At 70.1% G+C, this 25,066-nt stretch carries 25 protein-coding genes; 13 read left to right on the top strand and 12 right to left on the bottom strand.

The features are described 5' to 3' along the window. Positions 1 to 286: 286 nt before the first annotated feature. On the top strand, positions 287 to 493 hold the full coding sequence (locus tag J3P31_RS02580) for a hypothetical protein (protein WP_210526815.1): 207 nt from the start codon (positions 287 to 289) through the stop codon (positions 491 to 493). Between the two features lie 4 nt (positions 494 to 497). Here the strand turns inward: J3P31_RS02580 and J3P31_RS02575 are convergent, their stop codons facing one another. The 5 genes from J3P31_RS02575 to J3P31_RS02555 form a co-directional block, all read right to left on the bottom strand. Beyond that, entirely contained in the window at positions 498 to 1,097 is a 600-nt protein-coding gene (locus J3P31_RS02575; RefSeq protein WP_210526814.1) for an HNH endonuclease, read from the bottom strand. A gap of 121 nt (positions 1,098 to 1,218) precedes the next feature. Then, positions 1,219 to 1,896 (bottom strand): alpha/beta hydrolase, encoded by a 678-nt coding sequence (locus J3P31_RS02570; RefSeq protein ID WP_210526813.1) that lies wholly within the window; start codon positions 1,894 to 1,896, stop codon positions 1,219 to 1,221. Positions 1,897 to 1,957: 61 nt separating this feature from the next. Further along, positions 1,958 to 2,581, bottom strand: coding sequence for a DNA-3-methyladenine glycosylase family protein (locus J3P31_RS02565; RefSeq protein WP_210526812.1), 624 nt, complete (start codon positions 2,579 to 2,581; stop codon positions 1,958 to 1,960). Beyond that, entirely contained in the window at positions 2,578 to 3,339 is a 762-nt protein-coding gene (locus J3P31_RS02560; protein WP_210526811.1) for a cobalt-precorrin-6A reductase, read from the bottom strand. The genes J3P31_RS02565 and J3P31_RS02560 overlap by 4 nt, the downstream gene beginning before the upstream one ends. Further along, positions 3,336 to 4,394 carry a cobalt-precorrin-5B (C(1))-methyltransferase gene (locus tag J3P31_RS02555; protein ID WP_368373001.1) on the bottom strand — a complete coding sequence of 353 codons (1,059 nt, stop codon included), beginning with the start codon at positions 4,392 to 4,394 and terminating at the stop codon, positions 3,336 to 3,338. Before J3P31_RS02555 ends, J3P31_RS02560 begins: the two co-directional genes overlap by 4 nt. Before the next feature lie 140 nt (positions 4,395 to 4,534). On the opposite strand from J3P31_RS02555, the gene cobA reads away from it, so the two are divergent. Genes cobA through J3P31_RS02540 form a run of 3 tightly spaced genes read left to right on the top strand, consistent with a single transcriptional unit; the run spans position 4,535 to position 7,900 of the window. After that, positions 4,535 to 5,356 (top strand): uroporphyrinogen-III C-methyltransferase, encoded by an 822-nt coding sequence (gene cobA / locus J3P31_RS02550; protein WP_210526810.1) that lies wholly within the window; start codon positions 4,535 to 4,537, stop codon positions 5,354 to 5,356. Between the two features lie 4 nt (positions 5,357 to 5,360). Further along, positions 5,361 to 6,671: a cobyrinic acid a,c-diamide synthase CobB gene (locus J3P31_RS02545; protein ID WP_210526809.1), complete on the top strand. Its 1,311-nt coding sequence runs from the start codon at positions 5,361 to 5,363 to the stop codon at positions 6,669 to 6,671. After that, a complete protein-coding gene (locus J3P31_RS02540; protein WP_210526808.1) occupies positions 6,668 to 7,900 on the top strand; it encodes an MFS transporter in 1,233 nt (410 codons plus the stop codon). The genes J3P31_RS02545 and J3P31_RS02540 overlap by 4 nt, the downstream gene beginning before the upstream one ends. A 1-nt stretch (position 7,901) precedes the next feature. Here the strand turns inward: J3P31_RS02540 and J3P31_RS02535 are convergent, their stop codons facing one another. The 3 genes from J3P31_RS02535 to cysS form a co-directional block, all read right to left on the bottom strand. After that, positions 7,902 to 8,663 (bottom strand): squalene/phytoene synthase family protein, encoded by a 762-nt coding sequence (locus J3P31_RS02535; RefSeq protein ID WP_210526807.1) that lies wholly within the window; start codon positions 8,661 to 8,663, stop codon positions 7,902 to 7,904. Next, positions 8,660 to 10,285 carry a citramalate synthase gene (cimA, locus tag J3P31_RS02530; RefSeq protein WP_210526806.1) on the bottom strand — a complete coding sequence of 542 codons (1,626 nt, stop codon included), beginning with the start codon at positions 10,283 to 10,285 and terminating at the stop codon, positions 8,660 to 8,662. The genes J3P31_RS02535 and cimA overlap by 4 nt, the downstream gene beginning before the upstream one ends. A gap of 115 nt (positions 10,286 to 10,400) precedes the next feature. Continuing rightward, entirely contained in the window at positions 10,401 to 11,807 is a 1,407-nt protein-coding gene (gene cysS, locus J3P31_RS02525; protein ID WP_210526805.1) for a cysteine--tRNA ligase, read from the bottom strand. Positions 11,808 to 12,017: 210 nt separating this feature from the next. Here cysS and J3P31_RS02520 point away from each other — a divergent pair, with 210 nt between their 5' ends. Next, entirely contained in the window at positions 12,018 to 13,235 is a 1,218-nt protein-coding gene (locus J3P31_RS02520) for a pyridoxal phosphate-dependent aminotransferase (RefSeq protein WP_210526804.1), read from the top strand. Positions 13,236 to 13,289: 54 nt separating this feature from the next. Here J3P31_RS02520 and J3P31_RS02515 read toward each other — a convergent pair whose 3' ends face one another. Together J3P31_RS02515 and J3P31_RS02510 are read right to left on the bottom strand one after the other, a co-directional pair. Beyond that, positions 13,290 to 13,916 carry an outer membrane protein gene (locus J3P31_RS02515; RefSeq protein ID WP_210526803.1) on the bottom strand — a complete coding sequence of 209 codons (627 nt, stop codon included), beginning with the start codon at positions 13,914 to 13,916 and terminating at the stop codon, positions 13,290 to 13,292. A gap of 290 nt (positions 13,917 to 14,206) precedes the next feature. Continuing rightward, positions 14,207 to 15,292, bottom strand: coding sequence for an anhydro-N-acetylmuramic acid kinase (locus J3P31_RS02510; protein WP_210526802.1), 1,086 nt, complete (start codon positions 15,290 to 15,292; stop codon positions 14,207 to 14,209). Between the two features lie 62 nt (positions 15,293 to 15,354). On the opposite strand from J3P31_RS02510, the gene tyrS reads away from it, so the two are divergent. Continuing rightward, positions 15,355 to 16,602, top strand: coding sequence for a tyrosine--tRNA ligase (gene tyrS, locus J3P31_RS02505; protein ID WP_210526801.1), 1,248 nt, complete (start codon positions 15,355 to 15,357; stop codon positions 16,600 to 16,602). Between the two features lie 43 nt (positions 16,603 to 16,645). Here tyrS and J3P31_RS02500 read toward each other — a convergent pair whose 3' ends face one another. Further along, on the bottom strand, positions 16,646 to 16,783 hold the full coding sequence (locus J3P31_RS02500) for a hypothetical protein (RefSeq protein ID WP_210526875.1): 138 nt from the start codon (positions 16,781 to 16,783) through the stop codon (positions 16,646 to 16,648). Positions 16,784 to 16,828: 45 nt separating this feature from the next. Here J3P31_RS02500 and J3P31_RS02495 point away from each other — a divergent pair, with 45 nt between their 5' ends. The 7 genes from J3P31_RS02495 (at position 16,829) to J3P31_RS02465 (ending at position 21,846) form a co-directional block, all read left to right on the top strand. After that, complete coding sequence (locus J3P31_RS02495; protein WP_210526800.1) at positions 16,829 to 17,695, top strand: GNAT family N-acetyltransferase; 867 nt, start codon at positions 16,829 to 16,831, stop codon at positions 17,693 to 17,695. Positions 17,696 to 17,731: 36 nt separating this feature from the next. After that, the gene (locus J3P31_RS02490) at positions 17,732 to 18,154 is read left to right on the top strand and encodes a Fur family transcriptional regulator (RefSeq protein WP_210526799.1); all 423 of its coding nucleotides are present in this window, start codon (positions 17,732 to 17,734) and stop codon (positions 18,152 to 18,154) included. Further along, entirely contained in the window at positions 18,151 to 19,071 is a 921-nt protein-coding gene (locus J3P31_RS02485) for a DMT family transporter (protein WP_210526798.1), read from the top strand. Before J3P31_RS02490 ends, J3P31_RS02485 begins: the two co-directional genes overlap by 4 nt. Positions 19,072 to 19,126: 55 nt before the next feature. Next, positions 19,127 to 20,401 carry a phosphopyruvate hydratase gene (gene eno, locus J3P31_RS02480; protein ID WP_210526797.1) on the top strand — a complete coding sequence of 425 codons (1,275 nt, stop codon included), beginning with the start codon at positions 19,127 to 19,129 and terminating at the stop codon, positions 20,399 to 20,401. 406 nt (positions 20,402 to 20,807) lie between these two features. Continuing rightward, a complete protein-coding gene (locus tag J3P31_RS02475) occupies positions 20,808 to 21,179 on the top strand; it encodes a hypothetical protein (protein WP_210526796.1) in 372 nt (123 codons plus the stop codon). After that, positions 21,176 to 21,607 (top strand): cupin domain-containing protein, encoded by a 432-nt coding sequence (locus J3P31_RS02470; protein ID WP_210526795.1) that lies wholly within the window; start codon positions 21,176 to 21,178, stop codon positions 21,605 to 21,607. The genes J3P31_RS02475 and J3P31_RS02470 overlap by 4 nt, the downstream gene beginning before the upstream one ends. Then, complete coding sequence (locus J3P31_RS02465) at positions 21,604 to 21,846, top strand: sulfurtransferase TusA family protein (protein ID WP_210526794.1); 243 nt, start codon at positions 21,604 to 21,606, stop codon at positions 21,844 to 21,846. The genes J3P31_RS02470 and J3P31_RS02465 overlap by 4 nt, the downstream gene beginning before the upstream one ends. A gap of 34 nt (positions 21,847 to 21,880) precedes the next feature. Here J3P31_RS02465 and J3P31_RS02460 read toward each other — a convergent pair whose 3' ends face one another. Next, positions 21,881 to 24,814 (bottom strand): ribonuclease E/G, encoded by a 2,934-nt coding sequence (locus tag J3P31_RS02460; protein ID WP_210526793.1) that lies wholly within the window; start codon positions 24,812 to 24,814, stop codon positions 21,881 to 21,883. Positions 24,815 to 25,066 lie beyond the last annotated feature (252 nt).

Here is a 25,066-nt window from a genome sequence, read left to right as displayed (position 1 = left end):
TCCCGGCGCCGCGTCCAGCCAAGGCCCGAACCCGCGCCGACCGGTTCGGGGTCCGGCCGGGCCCGGCGCAGCGGCCATCCGCGCCGCCCCTTCTCCGGTCTGGGTCGCGCCGATGTCAAGCGCGGCTCCATCCCTGCGACCCCTGACGCCGGTCCGGCACGGCCGGATGCCGCGGCGTTGCGCGGCCGTTCGCCCGTCGCGGGCTCGCCCCGCGCGCAGCCTGACGAAACCGCGGCGGCTGCCGGGCGTTCCTTTGGCACCAAGCCCCAGAAAGGGAACGGACGCGATGAGCTCCAGCAAGCATCCCAAGACCCACGATCCCAGCGACGCCGACCTCAAGGGCAATCCGGGCATCGGAAGCTCGGCCGGCACCACGGGCCAGGACGATGAGGACGTCGTGGATGGCGACAACACCTTCGAAGGCGACGTCCTGAGCGACACCACGCCCCAGGGCGGGGTCGACCCGAACCAAAGGGGCCGGACCAACAAGTGAGGGGTCACGCCTCCAGTTCGGCGTCCCAGTAGAGGTAGTCGGTCCAGGAGTCGTGGAGGTAGTTGGGCGGGAACTTGCGCCCGATGTTCCGCAGATCCTCGGACCCCGGCTGGCGGGGCGGACGCCGCAGGGACAGCCCCGCCTGCCGGAGCGACTTGGACCCCTTGTGGAGGTTGCAGGACGAGCAGGCCGCGACCACGTTCTCCCAGCTCGTGAGGCCGCCCTTGGAGCGGGGCACCACGTGGTCGAAGGTCAGGTCGCCCCTAGCGCCGCAGTACTGGCAGCAGAACTCGTCGCGCAGGAACAGGTTGAACCGCGTGAAGGCCACCTGCTTCTGCGGCCTGACGTAGTCCTTGAGCACGACGACCGAGGGGATCCTGATCGTCGTCGTCGGCGAATGGACGCATTCTTCGTAGGTCGCCACGATCTGCACGCGGTCGAGGAAGGCGGCCTTCACGGCCTCCTGCCAGGGCCAGAGCGATAGCGGGTAGTAGGACAAGGGACGGTAATCGGCGTTCAGGACAAGTGCGGGATGATGGCGAAGTGATGCGGGATCCCGCACGAAGCTGGTCCGAAACTCTTCGTCCGTCGCCAGTGCCGTCATGCTTGCCCGACTCCCCGTCTCCGCATGTCCGTGTAACCCACTATATATCGGGCCAAACACGCGGCAAGCCTCGCTCCATCTCGACGCAAGGTATCGCGGGAAGGTGACGGCACCGTGACACTCAGACCACGCCGAGCCGTTCCCTCATGAAGGCCAGGGCGACGGACAGCCCGTCGGGCGCGATCCCGTGGGGGGTGCCTTTCATGATATGGGCATAGACTTCGGTCCAGCCGGCATCCTCGAGCGCGCGGGCGGCCTCGGGGAGGGCCTGGATCGGCACAACGTCGTCGAGGTCGCCGTGGACCAGCAGGACGGGCGGGCGGCACTGCGCCTCGTCGGCCAGGAGCTCGGGTTCGAGCAGGCGGCCCGAGAAGGCAACGACGCCCGCGACCGGATCCTCGCGGCGGGGCGCGACGTGCAGCGCCATCATGGTGCCCTGCGAGAAGCCGAACAGCATCACCTGCTCGGGCAGGAGATCCTCGTCCACCATGACGCCGTCGAGGAAGGCCTGGAGGTCCTCGGCCGCGCGGAGGACGCCGTTCCGGGCCATCTCCTCGGAGGAGCCGTCGATCCAGGGGATCGGGAACCACTGGAGCCCGAAGGGCGCGCCGATGCAGGCCTCGGGGGCGTCGGGCGACAGGAAGAGCGTGTCGGGCATATGCTCGCCCAGCGGCTCGGCCAGCCCGATCAGGTCCTTGCCGTTCGCGCCGTAGCCGTGGAGGAACACGACGCAGGAGCGGGTCTCGCCCGAGAGGGGTTCGACCCGTTCGGCCCGAAGCGCGCGCGTGGGCTTGTCCATGTTCCATCCTTCCGTGACGTGGCCGCGCGGAGATAGCGCGGGGCACCGGGCCAAGCCAGTGTCAGCGGACGCCCTCGCGGGACTTCACCAGGTGGTAGTAGCCCCAGAGGATGCGGGCGGCCACGGCCCGCCAGGGCGACCACGCCTCGGCCATCTGGCGCAGGGCGGCTTCCCTCGGGCGGTCGGGCAGGTCGAAGAGCAGCCGCACGCCTTCCTGGAGGGCGAGGTCGGCGGGGGCGAAGACATCGGCATGGCCCAGCGCGAACATCGCATACATCTCGGCGGTCCAGCGGCCGATGCCCGGGACGTGGATCAGCCGGGCGATCACCTCCTCGGTCGGGAGGCCGCGGAGCGAGTCGTAGTCGATCCCTTCGGCGGCCAGGGCCTTGGCGTAGCGGACCTTCTGCCGCGACAGTCCGACAGCGCGGAGCTGCTCCTCGGGCGCGGCCAGGACGGCCTCGGGGCTGGTGAGCCCCTGCTCGACCATCCGGTTCCAGATCGACGTCGCCGCCGCCGTCGAGACCTGCTGGCTCACGATGGCGGACAGGAGCCGGTCGAAGCCGTCCGGATAACGGCGGAGCGGCAGCGGCGCGGCCATGGCATAGGCGGTGGCGAACCGCGGCTCGCGCGCGCCGAGCCAGGCGGCGCCTTCCTCGATGCAGTCGTTGGACTGGATGATCCTCATGCCCCCGAGATAGACGCGCCAGAACAAAACGGCAACCGGTCGATCCAGGCCAGGGCCTCGTCGACCGTCGGCACCACATGGAGCCCGGGCGGGACCGGAGGGCGGCGCAGCAGCATGACCTCGAGGCCAAGGGCGCGGGCGGCGTCCAGCTTGGGGCGGGCGTCGCCGGCGCCGGAATCCTTGGCGACCAGATGCGTCACGCCGAGCCGGCGGAACTGGTCGATCTCGCTGGCCAGGTCAAAGGGTGCGCGGGCCTGGACGAAGCCGCCCGGAAACGGGAACGGCCCGGCGGGCGGGTCGATGACCCTGAGATGGACGCGGCGCACCGCCAGCCCGCTCCAGGCCGGCAGCGACTGGCGGCCGGTGGCGAGGAACACCACCGCCTCCGGGGGGAGCCGGCGCTTGGCCTCGGACTCGTCGGCGACGAAGGTCCAGCGATCCGCCGGCCCGGGTTGCCATCCGGGCCGTTCAAGCCGCAGGAGGGGAATGCCGAGTTCGCTGCAGATCCGGTGCGTCCGGGCGGTGATGCGGGCCGCGAAAGGGTGGGTGGCGTCGATCACCGCGCCGATGCCGTGGGACGTGACGAACCGGGCGAACCCCTCGTCGCCGCCGAAGCCGCCCTGCCGGGTCGGGATCGGGAGCGGCGCCGGCGTCCGCGTCGCCCCGGCCAGCGAGGCCCAGGCCGGGACCTTCGCCGCCGCGAGCCGTTCGGCCAGGCGGCGCGCCTCCGAGGTCCCCGACAGCAGCAGGAGCGTCACGGCCCGGCCTGGGCGATCACGGCCCCGGCCCGGTCCACGATCACCACATCGGCGGCGATCCCGGCCCCTTCCAGCATCGCGTCGAGCCGCAGCCGCGCCTCGCGAGCGACCCGCTCGGCCAGGAGGGGCCCACTCTGGGTCAGCGCGGCGAGCCCGGTCGGAGCCTCGGCGATACGGGGGTCCCCGGCCCAGTCGGCCAGGCGGGCCATGTCTAGCTGGCTTCGGCCCGAATGCAGGTCCTGCGCGCCCTGGGCGAACTTGGCGATCTTGCCGAAGCCGCCGCCCAGGGTGACGCGCGGGACCGGGTGGCGGCGCAGGTACTTCAGCATCCCGCCCGCGAAATCCCCCATGTCGATCATGGCGATCTCGGGGAGGCCATGGAGCGCGCGGACGGCGGCTTCGCTCGTGGCGCCGGTGCAGCCCGCCACATGGCCGAGCCCCGAGGCGCGCGCGACGTCGATGCCCCGGTGGATCGAGGCGATCCAGGCGGCGCAGGAGAAGGGGCGCACGATCCCGGTCGTCCCGAGGATCGAGAGACCGCCGACGATGCCGAGCCGAGGATTCCAGGTCCTGGCCGCGATCTCCTCGCCCCCGGGGACCGAGACCGTGATCTCGATGTCGGGGGGCTGGCCGAACTCGGATGCCAGGGTGGCGACCACCTCGTCCATCATGGAGCGCGGCACCGGATTGATGGCAGGCTCGCCGGGGGGGATGGGCAGGCCCGGACGGGTCACGGTGCCGACCCCGGGGCCGGCGCGGAAGGTCACGCCGGACGTCCCACGGGTCACGCGCGCCAGGATCATGGCCCCATGGGTCACGTCGGGATCGTCGCCGGCGTCCTTGACGATCCCCGCTTCGGCCCAGCCCTCGCCCTCGTTGCGATGCGCGACCGCGAAGCTGGGCGTCTCGCCTCGAGGCAGCGTGAGCTGGACGGTGTCCGGCCAGTCGCCCCCCCAGAGCCGCAGGAGCGCGGCCTTGGTGGCCGCCGTCGCGCAGGCGCCGGTGGTCCAGCCCCGCCGAAGGGGCGGCGCGTCGGGAGGGGGCAAGGTGGTCACGGTCCGACATGATGGGGCCGGACAAGCCGGGCCGCAAGGGGATGCCGGCCGACGCGGCTGGGACCGGGCCGGGTCGCGCGCGGTCCGGAGGGTGTCGGGTTCCGTCTTTCCGGGCGGCGTCTTCGCGCCTATGAGGGCGCATGTCCGACCTTCCTCCTTTCGAATGGCCCGTGTTCCTGCCCGGCTGGGTCTGGCTGTGCGGCGCGGGGCCCGGCGACCCCGGCCTCCTGACCCTTCATGCGCTCCATGCGCTGCGAGAGGCGGACGTGGTTGTCTATGACGCTCTCGTGGAGCCGCGCATCCTGGACTGGGCGCCGCGCGCGGAACGGATCTACGCCGGAAAGCGGGGCGGCAAGCCGTCGCCGCTCCAGCGGGACATCTCGCTGCGGCTCGTCGATCTGGCGCGGCAGGGCAAGCGCGTCCTGCGGCTGAAGGGCGGGGACCCTTTCGTCTTCGGGCGCGGCGGCGAGGAAGGACAGACGCTGGTCGAGCATGGCGTCCCGATCCGGGTGGTGCCGGGCATCTCGGCGGGGATCGGGGGCCTGGCCTATGCCGGGATCCCCGTGACGCATCGGGACGTGAACCAGTCGGTCATCTTCGTGACCGGACATGACCAGACGGGACAGGCGCCTTCGGCGCTGGACTGGGGGGCGATCGCCCGGGCGTCCGAGGTCATCGTCATCTATATGGGCCTGAAGCACGCGGCGCAGATCACGGGCGAACTGATCGCCGCGGGCCGCCTTGGGTCGGAGCCCGTGGCCATCGTCACGGACGCGACCACGCCCCGGCAGGCGGTGCTTGAGACCACGCTGGGCCGGTTGCCCGAGGACGCCCAGCGGGTGGAGCCGCCGGCGATCATCTGCATCGGGCGCAACGTCCTGCTGCGGCACGCGCTCGACTGGCAGGCCGGGCCGGGCCGGACGGACCCCCTGGGCACCCGGGCGCGTCCGGAAAGCGCCTGACCGGATGGGCGGGCTGATCGTCGCGGCGCCCTCCTCGGGGTCGGGCAAGACCACGGTGACGCTGGGCCTGCTGCGGGCGCTGTCACGGAAGGGAGTGCCGGTTCGCGCCGCGAAGTCCGGGCCCGACTACATCGATCCACGGTTCCACGAGGCGGCCTGCGGGCAACCCTGCGTGAACCTCGACGCCTGGGCCATGAGCGAGGATCGGCTGCGGTCCCTGGCCGCGGGGGGCGGGCTCCTGGTCATCGAGGGGGCAATGGGCCTGTTCGACGGGGCGCCCCCCGACGGACGCGGCGCGACCGCGGATCTGGCGCGGCTGCTGGACCTGCCCGTCGTCCTTGTCGTCGATGCGAGCCGGATGGCGCAGTCGATCGGCCCCCTCGTTGCCGGGTTCGCGCGGCACGATCCCCGCGTGAAGGTGGCCGGGGTGATCCTGAACAAGGTCGGCTCCGAGCGTCATGCGCGGATGCTGCGCCGCGCGGTCGAAGCCGTCGGCCTGCCGGTGCTGGGACTTCTTGGCCGGAGCGGCGACCTTGCCCACCCGTCCCGGCACCTCGGGCTCGTGCAGGCGGGGGAGCGGCCGGACCTCGACGCCTTCCTGGACGCGGCGGCGGACCGGATCGAGGCAGGACTGGACCTCGATGCCCTGGTGGCGCTAGGGGCTGGCACCCGGCTCGGGCCGGGACCTCGATGTCCCAGCGTCGCGCCGCCCGCCCAGCGCATCGCGATCGCGCGGGACGAGGCCTTTGCCTTTGCCTATCCGCACCTGCTGTCGGACTGGCGGGCGCAGGGGGCGGAGCTGGCCTTCTTTTCACCCCTCGCCGACGAAGCGGTTCCCGAGGTCGATCTCGTCATCCTCCCCGGCGGCTACCCCGAGCTGCACGCCGGTCGCATCGCGGGGGCGTCCGTGTTCATGCAATCCCTCAGGTCTCCGTCGCAAGCCTCTGACATATATGGGGAGTGCGGGGGATACATGGTGCTGGGGGACAGCCTCGTGGATGCCGAGGGGGTCACCCATGGCATGGCGGGCCTCCTGTCGCTCGAGACCTCCTTCGCGACACGGCGGCTGCACTTGGGCTACCGGGAGGTGGACGCCTTGGGAGGTCCGTTCCCGGGACGCTGGACCGCGCACGAGTTCCATTACGCCACGACCGTCCGGGCCGAGGGTCCGCCACTGTTCCGGGCCCGGGATGCCGAAGGCACGCAGCTTCCGCCCATGGGCCTGCGCCGGGGCCGGGTCTCAGGAAGTTTCGCCCATCTGATCGACCGTGTGGATGGACAGGTCGCCACGCCCCGACTAACGGTCGGATCATGACCGAGATCGCCGCCGTCAGCACACCGCTCCCCGACGACCGCCGCGCCCGCCGCAACGTGGGCGTGCTCGTGGCCGCGCAGGCGATCCTGGGCAGCCAGGTCACGATGGTGTTCGTGGTCGGCGGGCTGGCCGGGAACATGCTGGCGCCGATCCACTGCCTCGCCACGCTCCCCATCTCGATGATCGTGTTCGGGGCAATGCTGACCGCGCCGTGGCTGTCGGGCTTCATGCAGAGGCACGGGCGCAGGGCCGGGTTCTTCCTTGGGGTGGCCGGGGGGGCGCTGGGATCGGCGCTCGCGGCCTGGGGGCTCTCGACGTCCAGCTTCCCGACCTTCCTGGCCGGCAGCTTCCTGACGGGGACCTACATGGCGGCGCAGGGCTTCTACCGCTTCGCCGCCACCGACACCGCCTCGGACAGCTTCAAGCCCAAGGCGATTTCCTGGGTCATGGCCGGGGGCCTGATCTCGGCGCTGACCGGGCCGCAGCTCGTCAAGGTCACCACCGACATGTTCGCGGTGCCGTTCCTGGGCACCTACCTCGCCGCCATGATCATCAGCGTGGTGGGCGCGCCGCTGTTCCTGCTCCTGGATGTTCCCGCCCCGCCACGGGGCGAGGCGCGGCCCGCGGGGGGACCGTCCTGGGGGGAGCTGCTGTCGCGGCCGCCCATCCTGGTCGCCGTGGTCTGCGCGATGGTGTCCTACGCCCTCATGAACCTCGTGATGACCTCGACCCCGCTGGCGATCGTGGGCTGCGGCTACACGGCCGGGAATGCGGCGGACGTCATCTCGGCGCATGTGCTGGCCATGTTCGTGCCGTCCTTCTTCACCGGCCATCTCGTGACGCGGTTCGGAGCGCAAAGGGTCGTGATGGCGGGCCTCGTCCTGCTGGCTCTGGCCGGAGGCGTGGCGCTGTCGGGGGTGGAGCTGTCGCACTTCTTCGGCACCCTGATGCTCCTGGGGCTGGGATGGAACTTCGGGTTCATCGGCGCGACCTCGATGCTGACGGCCGCTCATTCGCCGGCCGAGCGCGGACGCGTTCAGGGCATGAACGACTCGATCGTCATGGGCTGCGTGACGCTGGCCTCGCTGGCCTCCGGGGGGCTCATGAATTGCGCGGGCGGAAGCGCGGTGGAGGGGTGGCACCTCGTCAACCTGGCGATGGCCCCGTTCCTGGTGTTGGCCGGTGCGGCGCTGATCTGGCTGTCGATGCGGCCCCGGCCGGTGCGCTGACCTACCAGCCGTTGCGGAGCGCGGCCCACAGGAGCCGCAGGCGCTTCATCCCCTCGGGCGGGGCGAGTTGGCCTTGGAGCGCGGCGTCGGGGTTACGGGCGGCTGCGGCCAGGACGGGGCCGGCCAGGGTCACGGCGCGGAGAGCGGGCACGGCGGGGCCGAACCGGGCCCGACGCGCCTCGGCCAGGGTGGCGAGCCCCTCCTCGGCCAGGCCGCGGATGACCGCCGGCGACGGATCGGCCAGACCGCGATTATGGCTGGACAGGTCGGGCAAGGCCTGGAGCCAGGAGGCAAGCCCGCCCGCGAAGCCCGCCTGGAACACCGCCTCGCGCGTGGGCATGGGCGCCCCCAGCCCGGCGCAGGAGGCCCAGAGCAGGTTGCCCGCCGTGCCCTCCAGGTACGGTCGAAGCTCGGCGGCCGTGAATGGCTCGGCCACGATGTCACGGCGACGGGCTTCGATCAGGGCGTCGAGAGGTGCGGGGTCAAGACGCCCTGCGCGCACGAGGTCGCCGAACGGGCCCGCGATCTCGTGGGCGGGCGACGGCTGGCCGGCGGCGGCGTTCTCGACCACGTCGCGCCACCATTGAAGGCGCATCTCGGCCAGCATCGGCTCACGCGTGACCCAGGGCGCGCGAGCCACCTCGAGGTTGAAGGCGTAGAGCGGGAACAGCAGCGCACGCGCGGGCGGCGGCGCGGCCATGGCCGCCCGGAACCGGTCCGGGTCGCCCCGCTCCACCAGGGCGGCACAGGCCTCGAGGCTCATGCCGGCACCGGGGCGCCGTCGCGGACGAGCTTCCAGGTGATCGCGTCCACGAGGGCGTCGAAGCTGGCATCGATGATGTTGCCCGACACGCCGACCGTGGTCCATTGCCGGCCCTGCCCATCCTCGCTGTCGATGACAACGCGGGTCACGGCCTCGGTGCCGCTGCCGACGATACGGACGGCGAAGTCGGCGAGGCGAAGGTCGTCGATGTAGTCCTGCAGCACCCCCAGGTCGGCGGCGAGGGCGCGGGACAGCGCGTGGACCGGTCCGGTGTCGCCCTCTTCGGGGGTATGGTGGTTCTCGTGGAAGCTGGTGATCCGGCGGGCGCCGATCTGGATGGTCACCACGGCCTCGGACACGGTGACGATCTGCCCCTTGGCGTTGCGGCGGCGTTCGGAGATCACGCGGTAGCGTTCGACGTCGAAGTAGCCGGGGAGCAGGCCCAGCTCCTGCCGGGCGAGCAGCTCGAAGCTCGCCTGGGCGGTGTCGTAGGCGTAGCCCCTGGCCTCGCGGTCTTTGACGATCTCGAGGATGCGGGCGAGGCGCGGGTCGCCCGCCGGAACATCGAGGCCCGCCTCGCGCAGGCGCTGGCGCAGGTTGGACTGGCCCGCCTGGTTGGACATGGGGACGATGCGTTCGTTCCCGACGCGGGCCGGGTCGATGTGCTCGTAGGTCGAGGGGTCCTTGGCGATGGCGCTGGCGTGGAGCCCCGCCTTGTGCGCGAAGGCCGAGCCGCCGACATAGGGGGCCTGCCGGGCGGGAACCCGGTTCAGGATGTCGTCGAGCATGCGGGACGCGCGCAGCAGCCCCCTGAGCGCGTCCTCGGTGACGCCGGTTTCGAACCGGGCCGCGAAGGGCTCCTTGAGGAGGAGCGTGGGGATGATCGTGGTGAGGTTGGCGTTGCCGCAACGCTCGCCCAGGCCGTTGAGCGTGCCCTGGATCTGGCGCGCGCCGGCCTCGACGGCAGCCAGGCTGTTGGCGACCGCATGGCCAGTGTCGTCGTGCGTATGGATGCCCAGGTGGTCGCCGGGGATGCCGGAGGCGATCACGGCCTCGACGGTCGAGCGGATCTCGTCCGGCAGGGTGCCGCCGTTGGTGTCGCACAGGATGACCCAGCGCGCGCCCTCCGAGTGGGCGGCGTGGAGGCAGGCCAGCGCATAGGCGGGGTCGGCGCGGTAGCCATCGAAGAAATGCTCGGCGTCGAACAGCGCCTCGCGGCCCTGGCCACGGATATGGGCGAAGGAAGCGCGGATGTTCTCGACGTTCTCGTCGAGCGGGATGCCCAGGGCGGTGCGGACGTGGAATTCGTGGCTCTTGCCGACGAGGCAGACGGCGGGCGTCCGGGCGTTGAGCACGGCGGCCAGCACGTCGTCGTTCTCCGCCGAGCGGCCCGACCTCTTGGTCATGCCAAAGGCGGTCATGGTCGCGCGGGTCCGTGGCGCGGCGTCGAAGAAGTCCGAATCCGTGGGGTTCGCCCCGGGCCACCCCCCCTCGATGTAATCGACGCCAAGCGCGTCGAGCATCTGCCCGATGCGGATCTTCTCGGCGGTCGAGAACTGCACGCCCTGCGTCTGCTGCCCGTCGCGCAGCGTCGTGTCGTAGAGGTAAAGGCGGGAGGTCATCGGCAGCGTCCTTTGTGCCGTTCGGAGGCATCTCGGATGAGGAATCGGCCATGCGTCCCGAGGCACGACGCCCCAAAGGCCGATGACAGGTCGTTCGACGGGGAACGGGCCGGCATCATCGCTGGCCTGCCACGCGATCGAGCGGGATCGCCTGCACCCGGTCGCGGTCGTAAGCCGGCCCTGGCTTCAGCTCGATGGCGTCGCGGGACATCCGGACCTCGACGCCGGCTCCGGCCAGCGCCGTCTTGAGCCGGTCCACCTCCGCGAAGTCCTTCGACTGCTTGGCCTCGTCGCGCGCGGCCACGAGCCTTGCCTGAAGCGCCTCGAGGCGGGAAAGGTCGGCGGGCGCGAGGCCGTCCTCGTCCCAGCCGCCGAGATCGTCGGTGAGCAGGCCGATTAGTCGCGCCCCGGCCAGGAGCGCGGAAAGGTCGCCCGCGCCGGCCAGGGCATGAAGCTCGGCCATCGCCTGGGGCGTGTTCAGGTCGTCGGCCAGCGCCTCGATGACGGCGGGCGGGATCGCGCCCGGCTGCACGTCCCGGGTCCGTTCCCGCCACCGGCGCAGCGTGGCCTCGCCCTCCTGGCGCTTGCGGTCGGTCCAATCCATGGGCTTGCCGTAATGCGTGCCGAGGAGGACGAAGCGGATGACCTCGCCCGGGATTCCCTGATCGAGCAGGTCGCGCACAGTGAAGAAGTTGCCCAGCGACTTGGACATCTTCCGCCCCTCGACCTGCAGCATCTCGTTGTGGAGCCAGACCCGGGCGAAGCCGCCCTCGGGATGAGCGCAGCAGCTTTGGGCGATCTCGTTCTCGTGGTGCGGAAACTGGAGGTCGAGGCCGCCGCCGTGGATGTCGAAGCTCGCCCCCAGCAGCTCATAGGCCATGGCCGAGCACTCGATGTGCCAACCGGGCCTGCCACGGCCCCAGGGCGAGTCCCAGCCGGGGGTGGCCTCGTCCGAGGGCTTCCAGAGGACGAAGTCGAGCGGGTCCTCCTTGAAGGGGGCGACCTCGACCCGGGCGCCGGCGATCATGTCGTCGACCGAACGTCCCGAAAGCTGGCCATAGGCCGCGTAACTGCGGACCCGGAACAGCACGTGACCCTCGGCGGCATAGGCGTGGCCGCCCGCGATCAGCTGCTCGATCATCGCGATCATGGCGCCGATCCACTCGGTCGCGCGCGGCTCCTGCGAGGGCCGCAGGGCGCCCAGCGCATCCATGTCGTCGTGGTACCAGCCGATCGTCTCGTCGGTGATGGCGCGGATCGGACGGCCCGTCTCGGCGGCGCGGGCGTTGATCTTGTCGTCCACGTCCGTGAAGTTGCGGACATAGGTGACGTGTTCGGTCCCGTAGACGTGCCGCAACAGCCGGAAGAGCACGTCGAAGACCACCACCGGGCGGGCGTTGCCTAGGTGCGCGCGGTCGTAGACCGTGGGCCCGCAGACATACATGCGGAGGTTCCGGGGATCGATCGGCTCAAGAACCTCCTTGCGGCGGGTTCTGGAGTTCGTCAGGCGGATCGTCGTCATGGCGGCTCGCGCGGGTTGGCCCGCGGGCTCTTCTCGATCTCACTGGAGAGTGTGACGATGCGGCCCGCGTGACGTGAGTCAGCAGGGAATGAGGCAGAGGATGATGCCACGGATCGTCATGGCCGCCCACATAGCAGCCCCCTGCCCCGGCGTCCACCGATTCCGAAGCCTGTTGACTTGGCCCCGCCGGTCCCGCATCCGAAGCCCATCATGGCTACACCTTCGCACCGCATCAGGCGCATCACCGGCGACGGCTCGGACGGATGGGACCTGTTCTATCGCGCCAAGGACCTGATCCGTCAGGGGATCCAGGTCACCGAGCTCACCATCGGCGAGCATGACGTCAAGACCGACCCCGCGATCCTCGACGCCATGTACGGCGCGGCGCGGCAGGGGAACACCGGCTACGCCTCGATCCCCGGAATCCCGGAGCTTCGCGCCGCCGTCGCCGAGCGGACCCAGCGCCTGACCGGAGTTCCGACCGCGCCCGAGAACGTCATCATCACCCCCGGCGGGCAGGCGGCGCTGTTCTCGGCGCACCAGCTCGTGGCGGACCCCGGAGATCGGGCGCTTCACATCGACCCCTACTATCCGACCTATCCCGGCACCATCCGGGCGGCGGGCCTCGTGCCGTCGACGGTGGTCGCGCGCGCCGAGGCCGGGTTCGAGCCCGTCGAGGACGACCTGATGGCCGCCGCGCCCGGGGCACGGTCCATCCTCGTGAACTCGCCCAACAATCCGACCGGCGTGATCTACTCCGAGCGGACCCTGCAGGGACTGGCCCGCGTCGCCGACGCGCATGATCTTTGGGTCATCTCGGACGAGGTCTACGACAGCCAGGTCTGGGACGGGCGGCACATCTCCGCGCGGGCCATCCCGGGCATGGCGGACCGGACGCTCGTCGTCGGATCGCTGTCCAAGAGCCATGCGATGACCGGCAGCCGCCTGGGCTGGGTCGTCGGACCGGCCGACGCGATGGATCTGCTCTGGGACCTGTCCACGGTGTCGAACTACGGCATCCCGGGCTTCATCCAGGAGGCGGGCGTCTTCGCCCTGGCGCAAGGGCCGCAGTACGAGGCGGGGATCGCGGCCCCGTTCCGGCGGCGGCGGGAGATCACCCAGCGGCTGCTGGGCGCGCAGAACGTCGTGCGGGCGGCCCCGCAGCGCGGCGCGATGTATGCGATGCTGGACGTGAGGGCGACCGGCCTGTCCGGCGAGGGCTTTGCCGTCCGGCTCCTCGACGAGGAACGGATCGCCGTCCTGCCGGGCGAAAGCTTCGGCACGGCCTCGGCGGGCCATGTGCGGGTCGCGATGACGGTGGACGATGCAGCCTACGAGGACGCGCTTCGGCGGCTGCTGGACCTGGCCGGGCGGCTGGTGGCCGGGCGGGCCCAAGGGGCCGCGCATTTCCCGGCGGAACTGGGCTGAAGATACAATTCGGCCGGCACCCTTGCAGGAGTGCCGGCCGAGATCTTCGAAACCTTAGAACCGGATCGAGCCGCGCAGGCCGATGGTGGTCACGTCGGCTTCAATGTCCGAGTCAGCGATCTCGTCGAAGTTGTGACGGAGCACTTCGGCGCCCACGTCGAAGCGGTCGTTGAGCTGGTAGCTCACGCCGACGCCGTAGAAGGTGCCGTCCGCCTCTTCGTCGTCGCTGAACGCGTCGGACGACAGGTAGGCCTGAGCCCAGCCACCAGTCACGTAGGGCATGAAGCGGCCCGCATCATAGCCGGCCTTCAGCTTGGCCCGGGCGACGCGGTCGAGGTCGACGTCGGCCGCCAGGCCGGCGTCGTCGACGGAGATGTTGCTCCAGTCGTGCTCGAGCTCGGCGCCGAGGACGAAGCGGCCGAAGTCGCGCTGGTAGCCGACGTGCAGACCGAACAGGGCGCCGTCAGCGTCCGAGTCGAAGTCGTCCGAGTCGATCGAGCCATAGGACAGGTCGCCACCGACATAGAAGCCGGTCCAGCTGGGAGCGGCCGGCGGCGTGGCGGTCACGACCACAGGGGCGGCCGGGGGCGTGGCTTCGATCGTCGGGGTGAAGCCGCCCGCCATGGCCGGCGCCGCGACGAGAAGCGCAGCCGCGGAAATCAGTGAGACGCGATGAATCATTTTGGTCTACCTTCCTTATCCAATAGGCGATCCGGGCCCGGCAGGGCGGGATCCTTGACCGCTCCATAGCTATGTTCGAGAACGACCCCTTCAATCAAGGTGAGGTATCCCTGACCTGTTTGTGGCAATATGGACACATTCCTGTCCATCGCCCGCCACAGCACATCCAGAGGGGCAACGTGAGCCGCGGCGCTGGACCGGTCCTGCCGGACGGCCAGGCCAGAGGCTCGGGCGGCGGTCCGGCGCGCCGGGACGCGGCGCCTGCACCGATCGGGTGGGCCGCTGGTCGGTCAGCCCTGGCTGAGCCTGCCGCCCCTGATCGGCCGAGGCGCCCCTGTCGTCATGGGCGCGGAGATCGGCAGGCCGCGCGCCACCCGCATCGCGAGAAACGCAAAGGCCTGTGCCTCCAGCATGTCGCCGTCGAGGCCCACGGCTTCGACCGGCTCGACGGGGCAGTTCGCGTGCCCGGCGATCATGGCCATCAGCGTCGGATTGCGACGCCCCCCTCCCGTCACGAGAAGACGCGCGGGCGGCTTGGGGCAGAGCGCGAGCGCACGCCCGACCGCGGCCGCCGAGCAGGCGGTCAGGGTGGCCGCCGCATCGGCGTCGGACAAGGGCTCGACCTCGGCCGCCAGTCCGGCAAAGGCATCGCGGTCGAGCGACTTGGGCGGGGGGCGCAGGACGAAGGCATGCGCCAGGAACCGCTCGATGACCGGTTCGGACACGCGACCCTGCGCGGCGAGCCGTCCGTCCTCGTCCCGGGCCTGCCCCCGGCGGCGGTGAAGCAGGTCGTCAACCGGCGCGTTGGCGGGGCCCGTGTCGAAGGCCAGAAGCGCCCCTTCGGCCTCGGGCGCGCCTTGGCCGGGGTCGATCCAGGTGAGGTTGCCCACCCCGCCGAGGTTCAGGACGGCCAGCGGCGCGGTCGCTCCGATCCATTGAGCCAGGGCAAAGTGGTAGAAGGGCGCGAGGGGAGCGCCCTCCCCACCCTGGCGCACGTCCTCGGTTCGGAAGTCCCACGCCACGGGAACGCCCATCCTCTGCGCGAGCCCTGCGCCATCGCCCACCTGCAGGGTCCCGCGGCCGCGCGGATCATGGGCCAGCGTCTGGCCGTGGAAGCCGATCAGGTCCACGCCGGAGAAGCCGCCCAGAACCTCGGCATGGGCGGCCTCGACGATCCGGGCGGCGGCCTCCACCTCGGGACCGTCCCATCGCCCCAGGGCCCGGCGCAGCGTGGCGCGTTCGTCCGAGGTGTAGGGGCGGTAGGCCGTCGGACCGAAGGACCGGATCCGTTCGCCGTCGGTCACGAGCACCGCCGCGTCCACGCCATCCAACGAGGTGCCGGACATCGTCCCCAGGACCGTCTTGTCGCCCGACATCGCTTTTCCTCGGCTGCCGCAGAGCCTATAGACTGCCGCGACCTTTGACAGGGAACAAGGCCATGACTCATCAGCCCAAGTCCGACTTTCTCCACGTGCTGATCGAGCGTGGGTATTACGCCGACTGCACGGATCTGGAGGCGCTCGATGCCGCGCTGATGGCCGGGGTCGTGCCGGCCTACATCGGCTATGACGCGACGGCGCCGTCGCTCCATGTCGGGCACCTGATGAACATCATGGTGCTGCGCTGGCTGCAGAAGACCGGGGGCAAGCCGATCACGCTGATGGGCGGCGGCACGACCAAGGTGGGCGATCCGTCCTTCCGGTCCGAGGAACGGCCGCTGCTCACCTCCGAGCAGATCGACCGCAACATCGAAGGGTTCAAGAACGTGTTCGGCAAGCTCATCGCCTATGGCGACGGGCCGAGCGACGCCATCATGCTCAACAACGCCGAGTGGCTGGACAGCCTGAACTACCTCGACTTCCTGCGGGACATCGGGCGGCACTTCAGCGTCAACCGGATGCTGTCCTTCGAGAGCGTCAAGAGCCGGCTGGACCGCGAGCAGTCGCTGTCGTTCCTGGAGTTCAACTACATGATCCTCCAGGCCTACGACTTCCTGGAGCTGAATCGGCGCTATGGCTGCCTGCTGCAGATGGGCGGGTCGGACCAGTGGGGCAACATCGTCAACGGCATCGACCTCACCCGCCGCGTGGACGGGACCGAGATCTACGGCCTGACGACGCCGCTGCTCACCACCTCGGACGGGCGCAAGATGGGCAAGTCCCAGGGCGGGGCCGTGTGGCTGAACGGGGACATGCTGAGCCCGTACGAGTTCTGGCAGTTCTGGCGCAACACCACCGACGCGGACGTGGAGCGGTTCCTCAAGCTCTACACCGAGTTGCCGGTGCGGGAGTGCGAGCGGCTGGGCAACCTGGGCGGCGCCGAGATCAACCACGCCAAGATCGTCCTGGCCAACGAGGTCACCGCCCTGCTGCACGGCCAGGATGCCGCGCAGGCCGCCGAGCGCACCGCGCGCGAGGTCTTCGAGGCTGGTGGCGTGGGGGACGACCTGCCCACCGTCATCGTGACCACGGCGCAGGTGGAGGCGGGCCTCGCCAACACGGCGCTGTTCGTGCAGGCCGGGCTCGCCTCATCGGGCAAGGAGGCCAAGCGGCTCTTCGCCGAGGGCGGTGCGCGGATCAACGACCAGATCGTGACCGAGGCGCGGCTCCTCACGCTGGACGAGGTGCAGGGCGGGCTGAAGCTCACCGCCGGAAAGAAGCGGCACGCCCTCGTGCGGATCGGGTGACCGGTCAGGGCCGGGGACCGGGTTGAACCGGCGCCCCGCCCGATCAGCCCCAGAGCCAGGCCGCCAGCGACAGGATGGCCCCCACCGGCAGGCTGGTGAGCATGGCGATGAGGAGCGCCCCAAGGGGCGTGAGCCGGGGGCTGGGGGCGTGGACACCCATGACCGGATTGGTTTGCTGCATGACCCCGTTAAGCACGCGTTAGGTTTCTAATGGCTTAACGGGGCAATGGACCCCGTTCCCCTTCAGCAGCATCCCCGGTTTGCCGACGCCCTTTGCGCGATGGGGCGAACGGCCGAGGTTCTGGACCTGGGCTGCGCGGGTCGGGCAGTCCTGGTGCGGCGTCGGTATCCCATCTTGGGCGAGGTGGCCTATGTCCCGCGCGGGCCGATCTGGGCGACATCCGACAGGTGCGCCCGGGCCGAGGCGGTCGAAAGGTTGTGTCGCGCGGGGGTCTGGCTGATCGAGGCCGATGCGCCCTGCCCCGTGCTCCACGACGCAGGCTTCCGGCAGGTCATGACTCCGGCTCATGCGGCCGAGCTCGACCTGCGCGTTCCAACCGAGGAGCGCGTCAGGCGACTTGCCCCGAAATGGCGGGGGCACCTCCGGCAGGCCCAGCGCGCGCGGATGTCGCTGAACTGGACGACCTTCGACGGCGATCCTCGTCACTGGCTCTTGATCCGAGAGGCGCGCCAAAGGCGGGACCGGCGGTATCACGCCCTACCCCAGGCTTTTGCCTCCAGCTATGCCCGCGTAGCGACCGATGCCGCCCTGATCCTGACGGCCAGCGACGCGGACGGACCCGTCGCCGGGATGCTGTTCCTGCTTCACGCGCCGGTCGTGACCTACCAGATCGGCTGGACCGGCGAACGCGGGCGGCAAAGCTCGGCCCACCATCTCCTCCTCATGGAGGCCGCGCGGCGGTTCGCCGGGATGGGGCTCCAGCGGCTCGACCTCGGGACGCTCGACACCGAAGGGAACCCGGGCCTGGCGCGGTTCAAGATCGGGGCTGGGGCGCAGGTGCGTGCTCTGGGGGGCAGCTGGCTGCGGCTCCCGGTCCCGCGCCGTCTGGCGTCCCTCCGCCGGAGGGGTTAATCGGCCCCGGTGACATCCTGAGGCAGGACCCCCTTCATGACCGGTTCGATCCTGGAACGCTGCGAGGCCCAAGGGCTTCGCCTGACCGAGCAGCGCCGCGTGATTGCCCGCGTCCTGCAGGAGTCCGAGGATCACCCCGATGTCGAGGAGCTGCACGCCCGCGCCTCGCGGGAGGACCCCCGCATCTCGATCGCGACCGTCTATCGCACGGTCAAGCTGTTCGAGGAGGCGGGCATCCTGGAACGGCACGAGTTCCGGGACGGGCGCGCCCGCTACGAGACCGCCGACCGCGATCATCACGACCACCTCATCGACCTTTCCACGGGAGAGGTCATCGAGTTCGTCGACCCCGAGATCGAGCAGCTGCAGGAGCGCATCGCGCAGAAGCTGGGCTACCGCCTCGTCGGCCACCGGCTGGAGCTGTACGGCACGCCCATCGGCCGAAAGCCCCGGGGATGACGGCGCCCGCGCGCCTGACCGCCAACCAGCGCGGCATTGTCCTGATGGTGGCCGGCATGGCCGGCTTCGCGCTCGAGGACATGTTCATCAAGCTCCTGGCGCGGAGGCTTCCCACTGGCGAGATCCTGATGGTCATCGGCCTGGCCGGAGCGATGCTCTTCGCGGTGGCGGCGCGGCAGCGGGGGTTGCGCTTCTGGTCCGCGGGCCTGCTGCACCGGCAGGTCATCGGGCGGAACCTGGGCGAGATGATGGGCACCTTCGGCTATGTGCTGGCGATCGCCCTGTCCCCGCTGACGACGACCACCGCGATCTTCCAGGCGACCCCGCTGGCCGTCACGCTGGGGGCGGCCCTCTTCCTGGGCGAGAAGGTCGGATGGCGGCGATGGACGGCGATCGTCGTCGGCTTCGCCGGGGTGATGCTGGTTGTCCGTCCGGGCTCGGCCGCCTTCGTTCCGGCCTCGCTGCTTGCCCTCCTGGCCGTCGTGGGCCTCAGCGCCCGCGACCTGTTCACCCGCCGCATCCCGCCGCGGATCGATTCGATGCTGCTGGCCGCCTGGGGCTTCGCCTCGGTGGGGCTTGTCGGGGTCGCGGAGCTTGCCGTCACCGGGGATGCGCTGATGCCGTCCGCCGTCGAACTGGCCTGGCTGCTGGGCGCCCTGCTGTGCGGCGCGGCCGGCTACTGGGCCCTGACCGAGGCGACCCGGGCCGGCGAGATCTCGGTGATCACGCCGTTCCGCTACTCCCGCCTTCTCTTTGCCCTGCTGATCGGGGTCACGATCTTTGCCGAGCGTCCGGACCTGTGGACGCTGCTCGGGGCGGCGCTGATCGTGGGATCGGGCCTTTACAGCCTCGTGCGGGAGCGGCAACGCGCCCGCGCCCTTCGCGAGAGTCTTTCCCCCGTCACGCCTGCGCGTTAGGGAACCACCACGTCAACCACTCCGGAGCCTGTGCCCCGGCTGCAAGAGGACCCCCATGAGCACGATCATCGACATCCACGCCCGCGAGATCCTCGACAGCCGCGGCAACCCGACCGTCGAGGTCGACGTCACGCTCGAGGACGGGACCATGGGCCGGGCCGCCGTTCCCTCGGGGGCGTCCACCGGCGCGCATGAGGCCGTCGAGAAGCGCGACGGCGACAAGGGCCGCTACAAGGGCAAGGGCGTGCTGGAGGCCGTGGCCGCCGTGAATGGCGAGATCGCCGAGGCCGTCCTGGGCATGGACGCGACCGAGCAGGCGGGCATCGACGCCCTCATGATCGAGCTGGACGGCACGCCGAACAAGGGCCGGCTGGGCGCCAACGCCATCCTGGGCGTGTCGCTGGCCGTGGCCAAGGCCGCCGCGGACTACACCTCGCAGCCGCTTTACCGTTACGTTGGCGGCACCGCCGCCCGCATCCTGCCCGTCCCGATGATGAACATCATCAACGGCGGCCAGCATGCGGACAACCCGATCGACATCCAGGAGTTCATGATCATGCCGGTCGCCGCGGAGAACGTCCGCGATGCCGTCCGCATGGGGTCGGAGGTGTTCCACACGCTCAAGAAGGAACTGCACGATCAGGGACTCGCGACCGGCGTCGGCGACGAGGGCGGCTTTGCGCCCAACCTCCGGTCGGCCCGCGAGGCTCTGGACGTGATCCTGCGTTCCATCGAGAAAGCGGGCTATCAGCCCGGGCAGGACATCTACCTCGCGCTCGATTGCGCCGCGACCGAGTACTACAAGGGCGGCCAATACGCGATGGAAGGCGAAGGCAAGTCGCTCTCCTCCGAGGAAAACGTCCGCTTCCTGGAAGGGCTGGTCGCCGACTACCCGCTCATCTCCATCGAGGACGGCATGGGCGAGGATGACTGGGAGGGCTGGTCGATGCTCACCCAGACGCTGGGCGGCAAGGTGCAACTGGTGGGCGACGACCTGTTCGTGACCAACCCGCAGCGGCTGCGCGACGGCATCACGCAGGGCGTGGCGAACTCGCTCCTCGTGAAGGTGAACCAGATCGGCACGCTGAGCGAGACGCTCCGGGCCGTCGATATGGCCCACCGCGCCCGGTACACCTGCGTCATGTCGCACCGTTCGGGCGAAACCGAGGATGCGACGATCGCCGACCTCGCGGTGGCGACGAACTGCGGGCAGATCAAGACTGGTTCGCTGTCGAGGTCGGACCGGCTTGCCAAGTACAACCAGCTCATCCGCATCGAAGAGATGCTGGGCGACGTGGCCGAATACGCGGGCCGCAGCATCCTGCGCTGAACCCGGCCACCAATGGGGTCGCCGCTGCTCGTGGCGGCCCTGCCGGGTCCAATCCGGCCGGAGGGCTGAGAGGACTGCATCCCGCGTCGCAAGTGTCGCGCCCGACGGGGGCCAGGGCGGGCCGAAGCGCCCCGGCCCCGTCAGACCTGTCGCCCCCTTCCTGGTCCCGCCAAGGTCGAACGCTGAGCCGTTCCCAGGGGGCTCTTGCCACGACGATCACGATAGTCGCGAGAGACGATCACGATAGTCGCGAGAATCGTCATCCGACAGCCTGCGAGGCGCCGAACAGAACAGGTGACCGGCCTGGGCGCTGGATCGGCATGCCGGGCCGGCAACGGCGCTGGACGGCCTTGTCCTTGAGGGCGACGCGTTGGAATACATGCGTCAGACCACCGCCGGAGGCTTGATGCCCAACACCCGCCGCATGCGTCGACCCAGCCCGCCGCTCCTCACGCCCGGCCAGTTCGCGGCACGGGTGGCGGGCTTCACCGCCTTCGGGTTGGGCGGGATCGGGCTCGCCCTGGCCCTCGGGACCTGGGGTTATCATGACATCGCGGGGCTGAGTTGGGTCGACTCCGTGTTCAACGCTTCCATGATCCTGAGCGGCATGGGCCCGGCGAACGCGATGCCGACCGATCGCGCCAAAATCTTCGCGAGCATCTATGCCCTGTGCGCGGGACTGGCCTGGACGGCGTTGCTCAGCGTGATCGTCTACCCCTTCGTGCAACGAATGCTCCATGCACTGCACCTCGAGATGAACAAGGACGACGAGACATGACGGCCCAGGAGATCATCGACCGGCTGAAGCTCGAGCCGCACCCGGAAGGAGGATGGTATCGGCAGACATGGCAGGCCGCAGCGGTTCCCGGAGAGCGGCCCGCCGGGACGTGCATCCATTTCCTTCTCCGGCAGGGAGAGCGGAGCCACTGGCACCGCGTCGACGCGACCGAGATCTGGCACTTCTACGCGGGCGCTCCGCTCACGTTGCGACTGTCCTCGACCGATGCGGGACCGGCGGACGAGCACGTCCTCGGCCCCGACCTCCTGCGAGGGCAATCGCCCCAGATTGTCGTGCCCGACGGCTGCTGGCAGGCCGCCCAGAGCCTGGGGGACTGGACGCTGGTGGGCTGCACGGTCAGTCCCGGCTTCCGGTTCGAGGGCTTCGAACTGGCCGAGCCGTCGTTCGACATCCCGAGGCGGCCGTGACACCGGATCGCGAAGTCGATGCGAGGGGCCTGATTTGCCCCCTTCCGGTGCTGCGAGCCCGAAAGATCCTCATGGACATGAAGCCCGGCCAGATCCTTCGCCTGCTGGCCGATGATGCGATGGCCGCGATCGACCTGCCGCATTTCTGCATCGAGGCCGGGCACGAGCACCTGGCCCTGCACATGGAGGACGGCGCGCAGGTTCACCTGATCCGGCGCGGCGAGGCCCTGAAAAGCTGAAGGCCCCGCCGTTCGGGCGGGGCCTTCTGGAGTCCTAGCGCGACCACCAGCCTCGACGCTTGGGCCGATCCGGTTCGGGCTCTGCGGAGGCGTTGGCCGGGGTCGGTTCCTCCGATGCGGCAGGAGCCGCCGGTTCGAAGAGTTGCTCGGCCTCCTCGCGGGCCGCCTCGGGTGTCGCGGGTGCGTCTCCCGGGGGGGCGGCAACGTCGATGGCCGGCTCGTCATCGAGCGCCAGAGCGGCCTCGACCTCGTCGTCCGGGTTGGCCGGAACGGGCAGCGGCACCTCGGCCTCGCCCGCGACCGCCGCGCCAGAGCGCGACCGACGGCTGCGGGTGGGCTTGGCCGGCTTCGCCTCCTCGGCGGCTTCGGCGACCGGAGCGGCATCGGCCTTCCGGGTGCGGTTGCGCTTCTTGGGCGCGGGCTCGGCCGTTTCGGGAACGGCAGCCTCCGCAGGGGCTTCCGGTGCGGCCTTCCGCGCACGGCTCCGCTTCTTGGGCGCGGGCTCGGCGGCCACCTCCACCACGGGAGCAGCCGCTTCGGCCACCGGAGCAGGCTCGGCCTCGACGGCGATGACCGGCTCCGGCGCGGCCGGAGCAACCACCTCGGCCGTGAGGGGCTCGTCGGCAGGCTCCGGGACGGACGGCGCGGGCTCCTCGGAAACTTCGCCCGCATCGACCGGGTCGCCCGTCTCGACGGCGTCCGAAGCTTCGAACGCGTCGTCTTCGGCCCCCTCATCCGAGTCGTCATCCGCCTCGGGCGAGCCGTCCGCCAGAACCTGATCGCCGCGCTCACCGTTCCGGCGACGACGACGACGACGGCGCTTCTTGCGGGGACGGTCATCCTCGCCGTTGCCCTGGACCGACGCTTCCTCCGACTCGGCTTCGGGAGCCGCCTCGGCCTCGGCTTCGACCTCCTCCTCGGCGACGTCCTCGACGAACTCGTCCTCATCCGGCATCAGCGTGGGCTGGCCGGCCATGACAATGGCCTGAGGCTCGGGCACGGCGCGGGTCGCGGTCTTGAACTTCTCGATGTTGAAGTCCGGCGAGATCAGCCGCGTGTCGGCTTCGACCCGCACGGCCATCGCATAGCGCTGCTCGATCCCGGCGATATGCTCGCGCTTGTGGTTCATCAGGTAGTTGGCGATGCCCACGGGGACGCGGACCAGAACCTCCTTGGTCCGGCCGCGCACACCCTCTTCGTCCAGCTGCCGCAGGATCGCGAGCGCAACGCTGTCGTCCGAGCGGAGATGCCCGGTGCCATGGCAGTGCGGGCAAGGCTGCGTCGTGGATTCAAGCATCCCCGGACGGAGCCGCTGGCGCGACATCTCCAGGAGGCCGAAGCCCGAGATGCGGCCTACCTGAATGCGGGCGCGGTCGGTCTTCAGCTTGTCCTTGAAGCGCTTCTCGACGGCGGCGTTGTTCTTGCGCTCCTCCATGTCGATGAAGTCGATCACGATCAGGCCTGCAAGGTCGCGGAGCCGGAGCTGGCGCGACACCTCGTCGGCGGCCTCAAGGTTGGTCTTGAGCGCCGTCTGCTCGATCGAGCCTTCCTTGGTGGCCCGGCCCGAGTTCACGTCGATGGCGACGAGCGCCTCGGTCACGCCGATGACGATGTAGCCGCCCGAGGGAAGCTGCACGACCGGGTTGAACATCGAGGCGAGATAGCTCTCGACCTGATAGCGGGCGAAGAGCGGCAGCGGCTCGTGGTAGTGCACCACGTTCTGCACATGCGCCGGCATGATCATCTTCATGAAGTCGCGGGCGTTCCGGTACCCCTCGGACCCTTCGACGATCACCTCGTCGATCTCCTTGGAGTACAGGTCGCGGATGGACCGCTTGATGATGTCGCCTTCCTCGTAGATCTTGGCGGGTGCGATCGACTTGAGCGTCAGCTCGCGGATCTGCTCCCAAAGGCGCTGCAGGTATTCGTAGTCCCGCTTGATCTCGGGTTTGGTGCGCTGGCTTCCGGCGGTGCGGATGATGAGCCCCGCCCCCTCCGGCACATCCATCTCGGATGCGATCTCCTTGAGCTTCTTGCGGTCGGCGGCGTTGGTGATCTTGCGGGAGATGCCGCCACCGCGCGCGGTGTTGGGCATCAGGACGCAGTAGCGGCCCGCGAGGGACAGGTAAGTGGTCAGCGCCGCGCCCTTGTTGCCGCGCTCCTCCTTGACGACCTGGACCAGCATGATCTGCCGGACCTTGACGACCTCCTGGATCTTGTAGCGGCGCGCGCGCGACGGCTTGCGCGCCGGGCGCATGTCGAGGTGGTCGTCCTCCTCGGCGACGACCTCGATCGTTTCGTCCTTTTCGACGACCTCCACGCCTTCGTCCGATCCTTCGTCGGAGGCGCCGTCCTCGGCGTCGCCGCTGTCGGTCGGATCGACGATCTCGGGCGTTTCGATGGGGGTTTCCGCGACCGTCGTCATCGGGGACAGGCCTTCGAGCTCGGCCGCATCCGTCCCGCCCTCGTCCTCGAGGTCGATGGTCTCCATGCCCGCGGGTTCGGCCGCGGGATCGCGGGTGGCGACGGCGTCGCCTTCCCCTTCACGGTTCAGGGGACGGGACCGGCCCCGGCCGCGGACACGGGTCCGCCGGCCGTCGCGGCGGCGTTCGCCCTGCTCTTCGGCACGGGGCTCGTCGCGCTCGTCCTCGGAGGGTTCGTCCTCGTCCTGCTGCTCGGCCAAAGCCCGCTCCTCGGCGAGGATGGCCTGACGGTCGGCGACGGGGATCTGGTAATAGTCCGGGTGGATCTCCGCAAAGGCGAGGAAGCCATGCCGGTTGCCGCCGTAGTCGACAAAGGCGGCCTGGAGCGAAGGCTCTACGCGAGTGACCTTTGCGAGGTAGATGTTTCCGGCAAGCTGACGCTTGGACGCGGATTCAAAGTCGAAATCCTCGACCTTGTTGCCGTCCACCACGACGACGCGGGTCTCTTCCGCGTGCGTGGCGTCGATGAGCATTTTCTTGGCCATGTGATCCTGCACGCGCAGCCCGGCGGGGCCCCCTGAAGGGCTCCACCGTGCCGGGCGTGTCCAATAAGAGCGACGGCGCGCGCGGAAGCGGGGCCACGGTCGCCTTGGACCGGTCCCTGACTTCCAACATCATGCGCGAGCAGCATCGCGGGTTCTTCTCCGACGTCGCGGAAGTTCACGACGCCCGTTCAATTCCCCTTGGCGCCACCGAGAGCGACGCGGCCGGGGATACGTTAGGGCCAAAACGACCCA

The organism is Rubellimicrobium arenae (assembly GCF_017916275.1).
GTDB lineage: Bacteria > Pseudomonadota > Alphaproteobacteria > Rhodobacterales > Rhodobacteraceae > Rubellimicrobium > Rubellimicrobium arenae.
The sequence above is the reverse complement of the archived record's forward strand: the minus strand, read 5'-3'. Positions and strand labels throughout refer to the sequence as shown.